At 34.6% G+C, this 15,533-nt stretch carries 16 protein-coding genes; 14 read left to right on the forward strand and 2 right to left on the reverse strand.

What is annotated here, in order from left to right; translation table 11 throughout:
- Window positions 1-190: 190 nt before the first annotated feature.
- The 14 genes from hemB (at window position 191) to DIT68_RS02190 (ending at window position 13,835) form a co-directional block, all read left to right on the forward strand.
- On the forward strand, window positions 191-1,162 hold the full coding sequence (hemB, locus tag DIT68_RS02125) for a porphobilinogen synthase (RefSeq protein ID WP_199223363.1): 972 nt from the start codon (window positions 191-193) through the stop codon (window positions 1,160-1,162).
- Window positions 1,163-1,668: 506 nt separating this feature from the next.
- Window positions 1,669-2,256 carry a bifunctional phosphoribosyl-AMP cyclohydrolase/phosphoribosyl-ATP diphosphatase HisIE gene (gene hisIE, locus DIT68_RS02130; protein ID WP_158276092.1) on the forward strand — a complete coding sequence of 196 codons (588 nt, stop codon included), beginning with the start codon at window positions 1,669-1,671 and terminating at the stop codon, window positions 2,254-2,256.
- Between the two features lie 57 nt (window positions 2,257-2,313).
- Complete coding sequence (locus DIT68_RS02135) at window positions 2,314-2,604, forward strand: carboxypeptidase-like regulatory domain-containing protein (protein ID WP_109358161.1); 291 nt, start codon at window positions 2,314-2,316, stop codon at window positions 2,602-2,604.
- 47 nt (window positions 2,605-2,651) lie between these two features.
- Window positions 2,652-2,858 carry a phosphoribosyl-ATP diphosphatase gene (hisE, locus tag DIT68_RS02140; RefSeq protein WP_233244142.1) on the forward strand — a complete coding sequence of 69 codons (207 nt, stop codon included), beginning with the start codon at window positions 2,652-2,654 and terminating at the stop codon, window positions 2,856-2,858.
- Window positions 2,859-2,915: 57 nt separating this feature from the next.
- Window positions 2,916-5,255 (forward strand): TonB-dependent receptor, encoded by a 2,340-nt coding sequence (locus tag DIT68_RS02145; RefSeq protein WP_109358163.1) that lies wholly within the window; start codon window positions 2,916-2,918, stop codon window positions 5,253-5,255.
- Window position 5,256: 1 nt separating this feature from the next.
- Complete coding sequence (locus DIT68_RS02150; protein WP_109358164.1) at window positions 5,257-6,051, forward strand: DUF4249 domain-containing protein; 795 nt, start codon at window positions 5,257-5,259, stop codon at window positions 6,049-6,051.
- A 108-nt stretch (window positions 6,052-6,159) separates the two neighbouring features.
- Window positions 6,160-7,935, forward strand: coding sequence for a T9SS type A sorting domain-containing protein (locus DIT68_RS02155; protein ID WP_109358165.1), 1,776 nt, complete (start codon window positions 6,160-6,162; stop codon window positions 7,933-7,935).
- A 100-nt stretch (window positions 7,936-8,035) separates the two neighbouring features.
- Window positions 8,036-8,815, forward strand: coding sequence for an MBL fold metallo-hydrolase (locus DIT68_RS02160; RefSeq protein WP_109358166.1), 780 nt, complete (start codon window positions 8,036-8,038; stop codon window positions 8,813-8,815).
- A gap of 126 nt (window positions 8,816-8,941) precedes the next feature.
- Window positions 8,942-9,685: a hypothetical protein gene (locus DIT68_RS02165; RefSeq protein WP_109358167.1), complete on the forward strand. Its 744-nt coding sequence runs from the start codon at window positions 8,942-8,944 to the stop codon at window positions 9,683-9,685.
- 146 nt (window positions 9,686-9,831) lie between these two features.
- Complete coding sequence (locus DIT68_RS02170; protein ID WP_109358168.1) at window positions 9,832-10,296, forward strand: FKBP-type peptidyl-prolyl cis-trans isomerase; 465 nt, start codon at window positions 9,832-9,834, stop codon at window positions 10,294-10,296.
- Between the two features lie 44 nt (window positions 10,297-10,340).
- Window positions 10,341-10,574 carry a hypothetical protein gene (locus tag DIT68_RS02175; protein WP_109358169.1) on the forward strand — a complete coding sequence of 78 codons (234 nt, stop codon included), beginning with the start codon at window positions 10,341-10,343 and terminating at the stop codon, window positions 10,572-10,574.
- Between the two features lie 113 nt (window positions 10,575-10,687).
- Window positions 10,688-12,118: a tetratricopeptide repeat protein gene (locus DIT68_RS02180; protein ID WP_109358170.1), complete on the forward strand. Its 1,431-nt coding sequence runs from the start codon at window positions 10,688-10,690 to the stop codon at window positions 12,116-12,118.
- A complete protein-coding gene (locus tag DIT68_RS02185; RefSeq protein ID WP_109358171.1) occupies window positions 12,105-12,932 on the forward strand; it encodes a phosphosulfolactate synthase in 828 nt (275 codons plus the stop codon). Before DIT68_RS02180 ends, DIT68_RS02185 begins: the two co-directional genes overlap by 14 nt.
- Before the next feature lie 9 nt (window positions 12,933-12,941).
- Entirely contained in the window at window positions 12,942-13,835 is an 894-nt protein-coding gene (locus DIT68_RS02190) for a WD40 repeat domain-containing protein (RefSeq protein WP_109358172.1), read from the forward strand.
- Between the two features lie 210 nt (window positions 13,836-14,045).
- On the opposite strand, the gene DIT68_RS02195 is transcribed toward DIT68_RS02190, so the two are convergent.
- Both DIT68_RS02195 and DIT68_RS02200 read right to left on the reverse strand, forming a co-directional pair.
- Window positions 14,046-14,657, reverse strand: coding sequence for an L-threonylcarbamoyladenylate synthase (locus tag DIT68_RS02195; protein ID WP_109358173.1), 612 nt, complete (start codon window positions 14,655-14,657; stop codon window positions 14,046-14,048).
- A 337-nt stretch (window positions 14,658-14,994) separates the two neighbouring features.
- On the reverse strand, window positions 14,995-15,477 hold the full coding sequence (locus DIT68_RS02200; RefSeq protein ID WP_146194095.1) for a DUF2141 domain-containing protein: 483 nt from the start codon (window positions 15,475-15,477) through the stop codon (window positions 14,995-14,997).
- Window positions 15,478-15,533: the final 56 nt, after the last annotated feature.

Below are 15,533 nucleotides of genomic sequence, written 5' to 3' on the forward strand. Positions count from 1 at the left end.
AGCTCCTCGTAAAAAAGCGTTTGCTTTTAGGCTTTTACAGTTTAGGTTTGGTTTCAATTGGTTCATTATTGCTCAAATCACTGGTAATTCACAGACTTTTTAGCATAAAAACAGCAACCAAGCCCTTTTTGTCCTAAATTTGTAAGCTGAATTCAATTGATTAGATTTTAATTAAAAACAATTTATAGATATGTATCAGCGCCCACGTAGAAATAGAAAATCAGCAGCCATTAGAGGAATGGTTGAAGAAACGAACTTAAGCGTTTCACACTTAATTTACCCATTGTTTGTAGCCGAAAATCCAGATGAAAAATCAGAGATCGCCTCTATGCCTGGTATTTTTCGTTGGGGAACTGAGAAAGTACTTTCTGAAATCGAAGAATGTGTTGAATTAGGAATTCAAAACTTTGTGCTTTTCCCTGTTGTTCCAGAGAAATACAAAACTAAAAGAGGGGAATACAGTGCAGACGAAAAGAACTTTTACTTAAAAGTAGCTACAGAAATTAAAAAGCGTTTTCCTCAAATTTCATTAATGAGTGATGTTGCTTTGGATCCATACAGCACTGATGGACATGATGGAATAGTTGAAAACGGAATCATTTTAAACGATGAAACTCTTCCCGTTTTGGCCAATATGAGTTTAGCCCAAGCACAAGCAGGGTTTGATATTATCGGACCTTCAGACATGATGGATGGAAGAATTGCTATAATTCGTGAAACGCTAGATGATAATGATTACGATCAAACAAGCATAATGGCCTACAGTGCAAAATATGCAAGTGCATTTTACGGACCGTTTAGAGATGCTTTAGATTCTACTCCAAAATCCGGAGATAAGAAGACGTATCAAATGAATCCTGCCAACAAGAAAGAAGCTTTGCTTGAAGCCATGTTAGACATCGAGGAAGGAGCAGACTTTTTAATGGTAAAACCAGCATTGGCTTATTTAGATGTGATTCATTCATTGAAGGAAAATTTTGTTTTACCAATCACAGCATATAATGTTTCAGGAGAATATGCTATGGTCAAAGCCGCTGCAAATAATGGATGGTTAAATTATGACGCTACAATGCAAGAAACGCTATTGTCTATGAGAAGAGCAGGAGCAAACGCTATTTTGACTTACCACGCTAAAGATTTTGCTCAGTTGCATAAAAAGTAAAGCTCGGTTTTCTATAATTAAATTTAAATGTAAAGATTGCTCTACATCCTGCTTTTATAGGTTGTAGAGCAATCTTTTCTTTTTTCAACCTAATAGATAGCAAGTTATAGAATATTCATAAACAGTTTTTATTCTATATTTTCTGTGTGAAACTAGGAGGTGAGTTTCATTATTCTAATGATAATTACGCAGGAACAAAGGTTGAAAGCTGTGTTATTATTGGTAAATCTAAACGCTATTTATTCATTTAACTCAGGGAGTAATCCAAATAGTATTTAATTTGTCTTTACTTCCACGGATACAATTTCGTTTAAAAGAACAATATTAATTTCGCATTGATGTAATCATTTTTATGAAGCTCCCTCCATTCGAATAGGCAGAACACCTTTAATAGTTCAAAACTGTTTATTATCATTATTTGTCATTTTCATCACCAAAATTGATTTATCTTTATCCCTGCAATGAATCTAGTTCAAAGGATTCATTTTAAGATTAAAAACACGATTATGAAAATTGAATTCGACAAAAACAATGGAATAATTCCCGTAATCATTCAAGATGTAAATACTTATGATGTTCTCATGTTTGCCTACATGAACGAAGAAGCTTACGACATTACTTTGAGAACAAAGGAAGTCACATTTTTCTCTAATGAAAAGCAAGCACTTTGGACAAAAGGTAAGGACAAGAATGCACTTATTTTTCATGGAGTCGAGCTAGACGAAGACGAGAGGGTATTGCTCATGAAAGTTGAGCCCATTCAAGCAATTGGAGAGGAGGGAAAAATGACTGTTTGGGGAGATACATTTTCTAACCAACATGGAATCTTAGAGCAATTAGAGAAGAAGATTAACGATAGAAAATTAAACCCTAAAGACAATTCTTACATATCGAGCTTGTTTGATCGCGGTGAGAATCACATTGCCGAGAAATTTGGGCAAGAAGCTATTGAAATGATTGTTGATTTAAAGAATAAGGACAAAGAGTTGTTTTCTAAAGAAAGTGCGGATTTATTATTGCATTATTTAGTACTGCTAAAGTCGAAAGGGATAACACTGAATGATGTTTTAAAAACGTTAAAGAGCAACAGTTAAATAAAACCTAAAACATTTTACAAAATTAATTGTAATTAAGTTAAATAAAAAACAAAAATGAAACAAAAAAGCTTATTGATTCTGGTATTTTGCATCGTAACAATCTTTCCTTTACTTTCTCAAAATATCACCATCAGCGGGAGCATTACTGACGGTAGGAATGGAGAGGATCTTTTTGGCGCGTCAGTTATAGTTTCTGACATGACGAATACCGGGGCAAAGGCAAATATTTATGGTTTTTATTCCCTTTCTATACCAAGCGGTAAGCACCAATTAATTTACAGAAGTTCGGGTTTTGAAGAGCAAATTCTGAATTTAACCTTTACCCAAGACACTGTAATCAACTAGAGAAGAAGATTAACGATAGAAAATTAAACCCTAAAGACAATTCTTACATATCGAGCTTGTTTGATCGCGGTGAGAATCACATTGCCGAGAAATTTGGGCAAGAAGCTATTGAAATGATTGTTGATTTAAAGAATAAGGACAAAGAGTTGTTTTCTAAAGAAAGTGCGGATTTATTATTGCATTATTTAGTACTGCTAAAGTCGAAAGGGATAACACTGAATGATGTTTTAAAAACGTTAAAGAGCAACAGTTAAATAAAACCTAAAACATTTTACAAAATTAATTGTAATTAAGTTAAATAAAAAACAAAAATGAAACAAAAAAGCTTATTGATTCTGGTATTTTGCATCGTAACAATCTTTCCTTTACTTTCTCAAAATATCACCATCAGCGGGAGCATTACTGACGGTAGGAATGGAGAGGATCTTTTTGGCGCGTCAGTTATAGTTTCTGACATGACGAATACCGGGGCAAAGGCAAATATTTATGGTTTTTATTCCCTTTCTATACCAAGCGGTAAGCACCAATTAATTTACAGAAGTTCGGGTTTTGAAGAGCAAATTCTGAATTTAACCTTTACCCAAGACACTGTAATCAACTTAGAGCTTTTCTTGTCTAAAGAAGTGCAGGAATTGGAAGAAGTCAACATAACTTCTAAAAGAACAAACGATAACATAACTTCTGCTCAAATGGAAGTGACGCGTTTAGATCCTCAGTCGATAAAAACTATCCCTATTTTGTTTGGTGAACAAGATGTAATGAAAACCTTACAGTTAACTCCAGGTGTCAAAGGTGGAGGAGAAGGGAGTGCTGGCTTTTATGTAAGAGGTGGAGGAGCAGATCAAAATCTTATTCTTTTAGATGAATCTACTGTATATAACGCCTCTCATTTGTTAGGCTTTTTCTCTGTTTTTAATTCAGATGCCATTAAAGATGTTTCCTTATATAAATCCGGAATACCCGCAGAATATGGTGGAAGAGCCTCTTCTGTTATGGATGTGCGAATGAGAGACGGAAACAATAAAAACCTTGCAGCGTCTGGTGGAATAGGATTAATTTCATCTCGTTTAACACTGGAAGGACCAATTGTAAAGGATAAAAGCTCATTTATTATTTCAGGGAGAAGAAGTTACGCAGATTTATTCTTGGTTTTTGCTCCTGATGAAGACATTAGAGATGCTCAATTATTTTTCTATGATTTAAACGCTAAAGTAAACTACAAAATCAGTGACAAGGACAGGATCTATCTTTCAGGATATTTTGGAAGAGATAAATTTGCTCTTAGCGAAGACTTTGGTTTTAATTGGGGGAACAAAACAGGAACTATTCGCTGGAATCATTTATACAACGACAAACTTTTCGTAAATACTTCATTTATTTACAGTTCCTTTGATTATGAATTCACTATTGGGCAAGGGGAAGATGGATTTGGAATTCGTTCCTCTATCAGAGATTTCAATCTTAAACAAGATTATAGTTATTTCTTAAACTCTAATAATAGTCTCAAATTTGGGTTCAATGGAATTCACCACACTTTTGAGCCAGGTGTTTTAGAAAGTGGAGAAAATGTAGGATTCAATCAAATTGAATTAGATAAACGTCATGCTTTGGAGTTAGGTGCTTATATTCAAAACGAACAAAGTATTGGAAATCGTTGGGCTCTGATGTATGGATTAAGATATTCAGGGTTCAATTACATGGGGAAAGGAACAGCCTATGAATTTGCTGAGAATGGAGATATTCTAACTGAAAGATCTTATAGTTCATGGGAATCTATTAAATATTACCAAGGATTTGAACCAAGATTGTCTGCTAGTTTTATCATTAACGAAAGTAATTCAGTAAAAGCCGGATACAACAGAATATTTCAATACATACACCAGTTAACAAATGCTACAACGAGTAGTCCAACAGATGTATGGGTTCCTACTTCAAATAATGTCAAACCTCAAATAGGTGACCAAATTGCATTAGGTTATTACAAAAATTTCAAGAAAGATGAATACCAGGTTTCTGTTGAGACCTATTACAAGTGGTTGCAAAATCAAATCGACTACAAGCCCAATGCAAACTTACTATTGAATGGTCAGATTGAGAGAGAACTGGTTTATGGAAAGGGTAAAGCTTACGGAGTTGAATTTCAGCTAAAGAAAACCAAAGGTGCTTTTACTGGTTGGGTAAATTACACCTTATCACGCGCTTTGAGATCATTTGATGATATCGATGGAGGAGAGGAGTTTTCTGCAAGACAAGACAGAATTCATGATGTGAATTTAGTTTTAACCTATGAAATTAACAAGAAGTTTGTGGTGAGTACAAGCTTCGTTTATTATACCGGCGATGCGGTAACTTTCCCAAGTGCACTTTATGAAATGAATGGTTATGAAGTACCCTATGTGGGCAAAAGAAATGCCAACAGACTTCCAGATTACCACAGGTTGGATTTAGGGCTGACATGGTATTTAAAAGAACGAAAAAACTACAAACACAATCTGAGTTTCTCCATTTATAATGTTTACAACAGAGAAAATGCATTCTCGGTTAGTTTTGTTGATGATTTCGAAGGAAACACTACAGGACAAACACAGGCCGTTCAAACAGCACTCTTTAAAATGATTCCATCAATTACTTACAACTTTAACTTCAAATAAAATGAAAAATATACTTTACATCACATTTTTATTTTTGTTAACTGCTACCTCATGTCAAAAAGTGATTGATTTAAAAGTAGATGACACAGAACCAAAGATCGTTTTAGAAGCGAGGTACGACGCAACAAAGGAAGAGGTTTGGGTTCGAATTTCTAAAACCATTGATGTTTTCTCAGCTGAAAACTATCCACAAATTAAAGGAGCTCAGGTTGAGATTATTGATGAAAATGGAGTGTCTACTCCACTTGCTGACCAAGGAGATGGGACTTATTTGTTTGAGAACTATGTACCCATCTTTGATAGCGAATATGCAATAAAAATTGTAGTGGATGGAGAAACATACGAAGCATCAGATTACTTGAAAAATGTGGTTCCTCTGGATTCATTATCTACTGAATTTCAGGAGGCCTCCGCTTTTTCTGAAGAAGGTTATGTTGTTTTCATGAATGCTACAGATCCTTTTGGATCAAACTATTACGGTGCAATTCGTAAAGTAAACGGAGAATACAGAAAAGAATTGGGAGATGAGTTTCTTTTTGATGATAGCTTTTCTGAAGGAAATACCCAAAGCGTTCCAATCTTCTCAGAGCTCTATCAAGTGGGGGATACAGTCCAAATTGAATTGAATTCTTACAGTGAAAAAACATATAACTACCTGAATCAATTGAGAGCTATTGCATCAGGGTCAGAAGTTTCTGCTGCACCAGCAAATCCAGTTAATCAATGGTCCAAAGAAGCACTTGGCCACTTTTCAGCCTTTGGGTATGACACCAAAACAATTATCATTGCGGAATAGCCTGCATCAAGTTTATTGTTAATAACTATTGGAAAAGACTTAATGTTAACTTAATACACCTTAAGAGAACTTATCTTAATTTTGTAGTCAAACATATAAAAAATAGTTATGAAAAAAATTTACTTATTAATGATGTTGTTTTTCACATCAACAGTAATGGCACAAACACCAATCATTACAATGATCATGGATGGTGATTGCCCAGGAGGTGTACCAAAGGTACTTGAAGTTTATGCGCAGGGAACTGTGGATTTCTCAAATTACTCTCTAGAAAATCAAATGAATGCTGGGACTACATGGGGTAACACTTATGATTTATCTCCAATTGGAACGATAACAGATGAATTTGTTTACATTCACGCAGATGACCCAAGTTTTGCTACTGAATTTCCTAATGTTACAAATTCACACGCAGTAGTTGGTTCAGTTATGAATGTTAATGGTGATGATAGATTAAGAATTATCGAAACTGCAACTTCTAATGTTGTTGACACTTATGGTGTTGAGGCAGTAGATGGAACAGGAGAGACATGGGAATACAAAGATGGTTACGCAAAAAGAAATGACTATACTGGTCCTGATGGAACTTTTGTTGAAGCTAACTGGACATTCAATAACGGTGGAATAGACGGACAATGTGGAACAACAACTTTTGAAGTTATTGCAAACGCTGGTTCTTATATCCATACTGCAACAGGAACTCCAACATTATCTGCTTCTGCAGGAGTAGTTGGTGGTTTTGTCCAAATCCTAGGAAACCCTTCTTCTGAAGAGTCTTTTGATGTTTCAGGTGTAGATTTAACTGCTGATATCGTTGTAACGGTTAACTCTGGAGACTACGAAATTTCAACTACTTCTGGTTCAGGATTTGGAAACTCAGTTACTATTCCTTTTGGAACAGGAACTGTTGCTGCAACTACAATCTATGTTCAATTGAACGGAACTGCAGCGGCTAATCCTTCAAATGGTGATTTATTAATTACTTCAGCTGGCGCAACAGATGTTAATGTAACGCTTGAAGGAAAAATCGTTGACTTTACAGCAAGCACAATTGCCGATGTTACTGGTGTGGATGCTGACGGTGTTGGTACTTCTTTAGGAGAATTTGTTTCAATAACAGGTGTTCTTCACTGTAATAATTTTAGAGGAGCAGGTTCAGGATATGACCTAACTTTAATTGATGATAATAACGATGGAATTAACATCTTTAGCTCTAGTGATATTGCTGGATTCGTACCAACTGAAGGAGATGAAGTAACAATTGAAGGAGAAATCAGTCAATACTTTGGTTTGCTTCAAATAGAGCCAATGACAATTACTGTTGTTTCTCAAGGAGCTACTTTACAAACTCCAACTGTTGTTACTGTGTTGGATGAATCAACTGAAAGTCAGTTTATCAAATTAGAAAACCTAACTTTAGTAGATGGTGAAGCACTATGGCCAGATAATGGTAACATTAACGTAACTGATGGAACAAATACTTTTATGGTGAGAGTTCCTTACGCATCTTCATTAGTGAATACACCAACGCCAACAGGATCATTCAGCTTAACAGGTATTGGGAAACAATATGACAACAGTAACCCTTACACTGAAGGTTACCAGATTTTCCCTTGTGGTGTTATAGATAACGTAGGTTTATCAAGTAACGAATTCGCAGGTATTTCAGTTTACCCTAATCCTGTAAATGAAGTATTGAATATTTCAAACGAAAATGGTTTAGTTGAGTCTGTAGAACTTGTTTCAACAACTGGAAGCGTAGTTTATACTTCTTCTGTGTCTGCAAGTAATTTTACTGTAAATACTGCTGAGTTAAACGCAGGAATTTACTTTGTAAACGTTCGCACTGCTAACGGAGTTAAAACTTTCAAAGTAGTGAAGTAAAACTTGCTATTTTATTATATTGAAAGCCCAGACAAATTTGTCTGGGCTTTTTTGTGCTATTTTATATTTAAAACAGAATTAGTTTATACTTTTATGGGATATGAAAGATAAGTTTACTGTGACCGTATTGGGTTCAGGAACCTCACAAGGTGTTCCTGTTATTGGTTGTCAATGTGAGGTCTGTTCGTCAACAGATTCGCGAGATAGTCGCTTGAGAAGTTCAATATTAATCTCCTACAATGATCAAAACTATGTAATTGATTCAGGACCTGATTTTAGACAACAAATGCTCAGGGAAGACGTAAGAAGTCTTCGCTCTGTCATATATACACATGAACATAAGGATCATGTTGCAGGAATGGATGATGTGAGATCTTTTAATTTCTTGGAGGGTCGAGATATGGAACTCTTTTGCAATGAAGCTGTTTCAACAGCGTTAAAAAGGGAGTTTCATTATGCTTTCGGTGCTAACTTATATCCAGGTGTTCCTCGGGTTAAAATTAATATTATTGGTAACGAACCTTTTCAATTACCAGATGGACCTATGATTACTCCTATATTAGCTTACCACTATAAAATGCCCGTTTTTGGTTATCGCATTGGTGATTTTGCCTATATGACAGACGTAAAGACAATACCTGTTGAGGAACTTCAGAAACTTAAAGGAGTCGAGGTTTTAATATTGGACTGTTTACGTGAAGAACCGCATGTATCACACCTAAATTTAGAGGAAGCATTAGATATAATCAATTACTTACATCCTAAACAAAGCTATTTAACCCATATTTCCCATTTGTTTGGAACCCATGAAGAGATCTCAGCGAAGCTACCACACTCTGTTTCGCCTGCCTTTGATGGCTTAAAAATTAAAATTGACTAAAATTATTGATTCAAATCTATTGATTGAAAGGTTATTAACATTGAGCTATTGAAAGAATTGAATGAATTACTATGATTTAGTTCCCAGACTTACTATATTTAGAACGAATTATTAAAACTTATAATTATGAAAAAAGTTATTTTAACAGGTTGCTTAGCTGTTTCTGCTTTGTTTGCAAGTAATGTTAACGCACAGACATTTGCAGATGTAGAAAAGGCTACAGATGCAACTCCATTCTCAATTGAGACTACTCTTATTGAGAATTTCGGAAACGGAATGAATTGGACTACACCAGCATTAAGAGGTCGCTACTTTGTTGACAACAATATTGCTGCGCGTTTACAAATTGGTTTAGGAGACGGACTTGGAAGTGCAATGTCTACAACAAATCGTTTTTATGAAAATATGGACGGTTCAGGAGGCGAAGGAACTCAAGAAATCAATAGAATGTCAGTTAACATTCAAGCTGGTGCGGAGTATCATTTCGTAGGAACTCAAAAATTAGATCCTTACACTTATTTAGGAGTTAATTTTGGTTTTGGAACTCAGAAAGTAACAGGTACTGCATATAACGATGGAGCTGTAGTTCCGGGAGCTGGATACAATGCTGATCACTCTTTTGAGTCAGAAGGAGGTTACACTTTAATTGGAGGTATAATTGGTCTAGGTATGGATTTCTATTTTGTAGAAAATGTATACATCGGAGCTGAATTAGGTGTTGGTATAACTGCATTCAACTACAAAGATTCAGAAAGAACTGATATGTTCAAAGCAGGGGGTAGCGATTTCCAAAATGATATTAAAATGGCTGGTTATGAAGAATCATTCATTGGTACTCAGGCATCTTTACGTTTAGGATGGAGATTCTAGAATTATTTACAAAGTAATATTGAAGGAGGGAGCAGCGGAAACGTTGATCCCTCTTTTCTTTTGGATTAGTTTCACTCTGTGTAATCAATTTTAAAAATATAAACTACAATTGAGGACTAATCACTAAATTTGGAAAAAAAGATAAAATGAAAAAAATACTATTATTGGCTTCTTTAGGAATGTTGGTTTTCACCACATCTTGTGAGAAAAGCCTTAGTACAGAAGAGCAATTTGATGAAGATATTAAAGAAATTGAGGAGTATATTTCAAAAAATAAGCTTGATGCCGTTCGCTCAAGCACGGGCTTGTACTATGTGATCAATGAACTAGGAACTGGGCATCATCCAGAAGCAAATGATAATGTTAGGGTTAGATACAAAGGCTACACAACAGACGGTGCAGTTTTTGACCAAAGTGATGAAGATGGAATTTCGTTTAATTTGCAAGGTGTTATAAAAGGTTGGACAGAAGGAATTCAATATTTCAAAGAAGGAGGGAAGGGAGTTCTTTTAATTCCTTCAAAACTAGGGTATGGAGAGTCAGGTTCTGGTCCAATTGCACCAAATACTGTTTTGGTTTTTGATGTAGAATTGTTAACAATTGTTGAATAATTTGATATTTCGGTACATTCTATCTACTTTTTAGGAAAAAGATTATGAATTACACACCAGAAATGTACGAACAAAAATTAAATGAGTTTTTTGATAGGCATGATCCACTAAATAAACACTTATCTAGTGAGATTGTGAGTAAATTTCCTGATAGACAAGAGGATGTTTTTAAACACCTAACAGCAGTTTACGCAAAAAAAGAAGGAACCTTGGAACAAGCTATGAATCAAGAAACTATATTGAGTATTCCACCGAAAGCAAATACGGGAGTAGGATAGGAACAAAAATGAGATGTGCTGGAAGAAATTTCAGCACATTTTTAATTTTGTAGAATACAGCGTTTCGCTACTATAATAGATACATTTGAATAAGAATTTCTTATCTTAGCGACATGTTTGAAGAAGAAAATGAAGACGATTGGTTAAACCATGATTATCAAAGAAGTTTAGCCAACTTTGATGAAATGTATCAACGTGATGAATATATTTATATAGATTCTGATGATGTTGAATATATATTGGATCATTTGATGATTTCAAACCAATTAAAAAAAGCCAAATGGGCTGCGGAAAAAGCGCTTCAACATTTCCCAACAAATAGTACAATTATCATCCGTCAGGCCCAAATTATGTCAATGACGGGTAGCACCAATTCAGCTTTAAAAAACTTAATTAATTTAGAGCAATTGGAGCCCAATAATCTCGATGTCTTGCTGTCTATCGCCTCATGCTACAGTCAACTGAAGCACAGCGATCAGTCAGTAAAATATTTCAGGAAAGCTCTTCTTGTTGCCACAGGAGAAGAAAAAGTTGATATTGCCATAGACTTAGCAATGGAATTGGAAAGTAAAGACGACTACATTGAAGCGATAAAAGTCATAAATGGTACCATAGACGAGGGCTTTCTCAGCGATATGTTAATTTACGAATTGGCACACTGCTATGAAAAAATTGGAGATTATGCCAATGCAGTAAAGAGCTTTTTATCCTACATAGACAATGATCCGTATTCCTATACCACTTGGTACAATTTAGGGAATACTTACTCGAAAATGGACAAAACCGATGAGGCCATTTGGGCTTATGAGTATGCTATTGTTATACAAGACGATTTTGTTCCTGCTTTATACAATATTGCCAATGCCTATCTCGACGCCAACAAAATAGAGTCTGCATTAGAATATTATAAAAAATGTTTAGAGTTAGATAAAAACGATCCTATGGTATTTTGTTCCATGGGAGAATGTTACGAAGAGTTGGCAGATTACGAAAAAGCCTATCAAATGTATAACAAAAGCACTATTCTATTGCCGCAGCTGGCAGACGCTTGGTTGGGGAAGGGAATAATGAGCGATTTGATGGAAAATCACACGCGTGCGGTTCAAGAGCTTATCGTAGCTGTCGATTTAGAGCCCGAAAAAGGAGATTTTTGGAGAGCTCTCGCTAACGCTTACGAAAATAAAAACCAAACAGAACAAGCGCTCAAGGCCTACGAAAAAGCGGTCCAATTAGAGCCAAATGAAAAAGAAATAATAATAGATTATCTCTCTTTCTTGGCAGGACAATCTATGGAATTAGTTTTTGAAGCAGTTGAAAAGAATAAAGAACTCAATAATAATAATGTAACTAAAATGGTGCTTTGTTATTGTCATTGGATGGTAGGAAATCAATCTGAATCTATGATGATATTTGATGAAGTCCTAGAAAATGATGCTATTTTGGCGAAAAGTTTATTTTTGCATTTTCCAGAAATGAGCAAGGCATCTTATTTTATAGATAGGTTACATGAACTTGACGAAAGTAAAGACAATGAAAAATTTTGAATTACCTTTTATTCCTGAAAGACCCGAAAAACCTCGGGAAAAGGGATTAACAATGATGATGGACAAAGGCTTAAGTCTTTCCCAAACAGCAGATTTTATAGAAGCGAACAAGCACCTTACAGATATTGTGAAGTTTGGTTTCGGAACAGCATTCGTTACCAACGACTTAGAAGAAAAAATCGCGTTATACAAATCCAATAATATTAGGCCATACTTTGGAGGAACATTATTCGAGGCATTTTATGCTAGAGGAATGTTTGAAGATTATTTGCGATTAGTAGATAAGTATGACTTAGATTTGGCTGAAATATCTGATGGTTCTATCATTATTCCTCATGACAAAAAGTGTGAACTAATTCACACCATGGCCAAAGACAGAACGGTTTTATCTGAAGTTGGATCAAAAGACTCTGGTATTTTAATTTCTCCAAATAAATGGATTAAAATGATGAGTACAGAGCTGGAAGCCGGATCTTGGAAAGTGATTGCTGAAGGTAGAGAAAGTGGAAATGTTGGAGTTTTTAGACCTAATGGAACAGCGCATACTTTTTTGATTAACAAAATTATCGCTAAGATTGAACCCAATCGAATTCTTTGGGAAGCACCAATTAAAAATCAACAAGTTTGGTTTATTAAATTATTTGGAGCTAACGTAAACCTTGGTAATATTGCTCCACATGAAGTTATTCCATTAGAATGTTTAAGAATTGGCTTACGTGGTGATACATTCTTTGAGAATCTACCAGAAGATTATGCAACACGTTTAAAGCAAGTTAATTCTGACGATATAGAAGAAGAGGAAGAAAATCAATAATCTAGAGTTATGAAGGGATTAGAAAATATAAAATCTATTAGTGGCCATAATGGTGCAATTTACGATGTTATTTTTTGTGATCCTTTCCTATTTACAACAAGTGCTGACAAATATGTTGCACAATGGAACCCAAAGACTGGCGAACAAACAAAATTCGCTGTAAAATTAGAAAGGTCATCCTATAATATTGCTTTTTCAAAAAAACATAATCTTTTGGCTGTTGGTACTAATAATGGAGGAATTCATGTTATAAATACAGAGAAGAAAGAGGAAATACGATTGTTAACGCAGCATAAAAGTGGTGTTTTTGCTTTAATTCATAATGAGAAAAAGGGACATTTCTACTCTGGTGATAAAGATGGTGTTTTTTGTGCATGGAGCTCTGAAACTTTTGATTTATTGATCACCCTTCCTTATAATTGTGGTAAAATTCGAGAAATTTCCCTTAGCGAAGATGGCGAATTTTTAGCTATTTGTGGTCAGGATGGAATCGTTAGAATTTTAGAAACATCTTTCTTCAATCAGACAAATGAATTAACAGCACATAAAGAAGGGGCAAACTGCGCTTTATTTGATGGTGATTTTTTATATACCGGAGGAAAAGATGCCCACATAAAGAAATGGAATTGGAAAGATGAAAAACAATTATTAACTATTCCAGCTCATAATTATGCGGTTTACGATTTAGAATTTTTAAATAATAAGAAAAATCTAGTTTCTGTTAGTTTCGACAAAAGTATTAAGCTTTGGAACACTGAAGATATTTCCATTATTGAAAGAATAGAATTTAAAAATAGGGGACACCGGCACACCGTTAATAGAATCGCCAAAATTTCTGAAAATTCTTTTGCCACTGTCAGTGATGACAGAAAAATTAAAATCTGGAAGTTGAAAAATGATTAGGTAAACGGATAGTCACTGGTTTGTTTTTAGCTCAAGGGAGAAAAAATAATACCTTCCCAGCTTACAATTATCTACTTGGAATTTTCATGCTGCCATTTAATCAAGCTGGTATTCAGGCAATCTAACAACAAATAGCTTAGCATAATAATCTAAAAGAAAAATGGGCTGATATCAATTATCAACCCATTGTCAAAATTACATTATATCATTTTATAAAATACCAGCACCTTGACGAATCAATTCTGGAGCATCTCCAGTACAGTCTATTACAGTAGACGCCTCTAACTTTCCTGGACCCCCGTCTATAATTGTTTTTACTTGATCATCAAATTGTTCGTATATTTTATAGGGATCAATAAAATACTCCAGCATATCATCCTCATTATTATTTAATGAAGAAGTTACTAAAGGATTACCCAAAGCTTCAACAATTTCTAAAACAATATTGTTGTCAGGTATTTTAATCCCCAATTCTGTTCGCGTGGTATCAAATAGTTTTGTCACTTCACTCGATGCATTTAAAATATAGGTAAACGGACCAGGTAAAGTTCGTTTCATTAATTTAAAAGTTGGTTGTGGAAGGTGCTTCACATATTCTGAAACCTGACTTAAATCTTTACAGATAATGGAGAATTTTGAATTTTTCAGTTTCATTCCTTTAAACTTGGCCAATTTCTCCAAGGCTTTTTTATTCTTTAAATCACAACCAATCGCATAGACTGAATCCGTTGGATAAATAATAATTTCACCTTTCTTTAACTCACTTACAATGTCATCGATTAGTCGCTTATCGATGTTGTTGTTATTAATTTCTATTAGCATAGATTCATTTTTTAATTTCCCAAGTAAGTTAATGAAAAAATTGATTTGGAAAATTATTTATGAACTAAAATTGTCTAAAAAATACAGGAAACTTAGTCCACTTGATAATTGACTGAAAATGTATTGTTTTTCTTGAGCTTTACAAGATAGACAAGAGCGGGTGATCTTCATTAGATTTTTGTTAAACTGTAATTTCAGCGCGATTCACACCCTGACTTTTTTCAAGCTTAAAAGTAGTTTCAGGGTCAGCTGGAAGAAAGTACATTTCTCTCTGAATTAAGCTGAATTGTTCACAGAAACAAAACTATTCATTTAAAACACCTACTTAAAGCGTTATTCAATAGTACTTTATCCTGATTTGAATAGTCTGCGCTTTCTTAGAAAACTCAAAACTAGCTTCTTCAAAACTAGGTGGGCCAAAGCTTCCTTCAGCGTTATTACTCATTCCAATACCTTCTTTTGGGATTCCAATAAAATTAGTATCGAGCCGTTGATTTGAATTTTCATCATGAACTAAACTAACGCCATAGTTACCAAATGGAACATTCTCTATCTTTATTCTACTGGAATTATTAGTAATTTCCTGTTCAACTAAATATTTGGCCAAGTTGGGAGTTCCAGGAAAGCCACTTTTAGAATTAAATACACTGCCAATAATCTTACCAGTGTTGTTTCTCATTCCAACCACTTCAATGATCAAGGTGGCAGATTTTTCTTGTCCAAACACTGTTACCGAATGAGCTAGAATACCCCCTAATAAGAGCAGTACAGTGGGTAGTAATTTTGAAAGATTAGAATAAAATGTGTTATTATTTTTCAAGATAGTTTTTTTAAGATGATGCTTTAACAATAAATAATGCTAGAATGTTTATTCTT

The sequence above is a fragment of the Brumimicrobium oceani genome (assembly GCF_003143775.1).
Classification (GTDB): Bacteria; Bacteroidota; Bacteroidia; order Flavobacteriales_D; family Crocinitomicaceae; genus Brumimicrobium; species Brumimicrobium oceani.

Coding starts and splice junctions, on each gene's coding strand:
- DIT68_RS02165 (WP_109358167.1), top strand. CDS start 8,942: ATGAAAAAAGTTATTTTAACAGGTTGCTTAGCTGTTTCTGCTTTGTTT.
- hemB (WP_199223363.1), top strand. CDS start 191: ATGTATCAGCGCCCACGTAGAAATAGAAAATCAGCAGCCATTAGAGGA.
- DIT68_RS02135 (WP_109358161.1), top strand. CDS start 2,314: ATGAAACAAAAAAGCTTATTGATTCTGGTATTTTGCATCGTAACAATC.
- DIT68_RS02150 (WP_109358164.1), top strand. CDS start 5,257: ATGAAAAATATACTTTACATCACATTTTTATTTTTGTTAACTGCTACC.
- DIT68_RS02190 (WP_109358172.1), top strand. CDS start 12,942: ATGAAGGGATTAGAAAATATAAAATCTATTAGTGGCCATAATGGTGCA.
- DIT68_RS02160 (WP_109358166.1), top strand. CDS start 8,036: ATGAAAGATAAGTTTACTGTGACCGTATTGGGTTCAGGAACCTCACAA.
- DIT68_RS02170 (WP_109358168.1), top strand. CDS start 9,832: ATGAAAAAAATACTATTATTGGCTTCTTTAGGAATGTTGGTTTTCACC.
- DIT68_RS02175 (WP_109358169.1), top strand. CDS start 10,341: ATGAATTACACACCAGAAATGTACGAACAAAAATTAAATGAGTTTTTT.
- DIT68_RS02145 (WP_109358163.1), top strand. CDS start 2,916: ATGAAACAAAAAAGCTTATTGATTCTGGTATTTTGCATCGTAACAATC.
- hisIE (WP_158276092.1), top strand. CDS start 1,669: ATGAAAATTGAATTCGACAAAAACAATGGAATAATTCCCGTAATCATT.
- DIT68_RS02180 (WP_109358170.1), top strand. CDS start 10,688: ATGTTTGAAGAAGAAAATGAAGACGATTGGTTAAACCATGATTATCAA.
- DIT68_RS02155 (WP_109358165.1), top strand. CDS start 6,160: ATGAAAAAAATTTACTTATTAATGATGTTGTTTTTCACATCAACAGTA.
- DIT68_RS02185 (WP_109358171.1), top strand. CDS start 12,105: ATGAAAAATTTTGAATTACCTTTTATTCCTGAAAGACCCGAAAAACCT.
- DIT68_RS02195 (WP_109358173.1), bottom strand. CDS start 14,657: ATGCTAATAGAAATTAATAACAACAACATCGATAAGCGACTAATCGAT.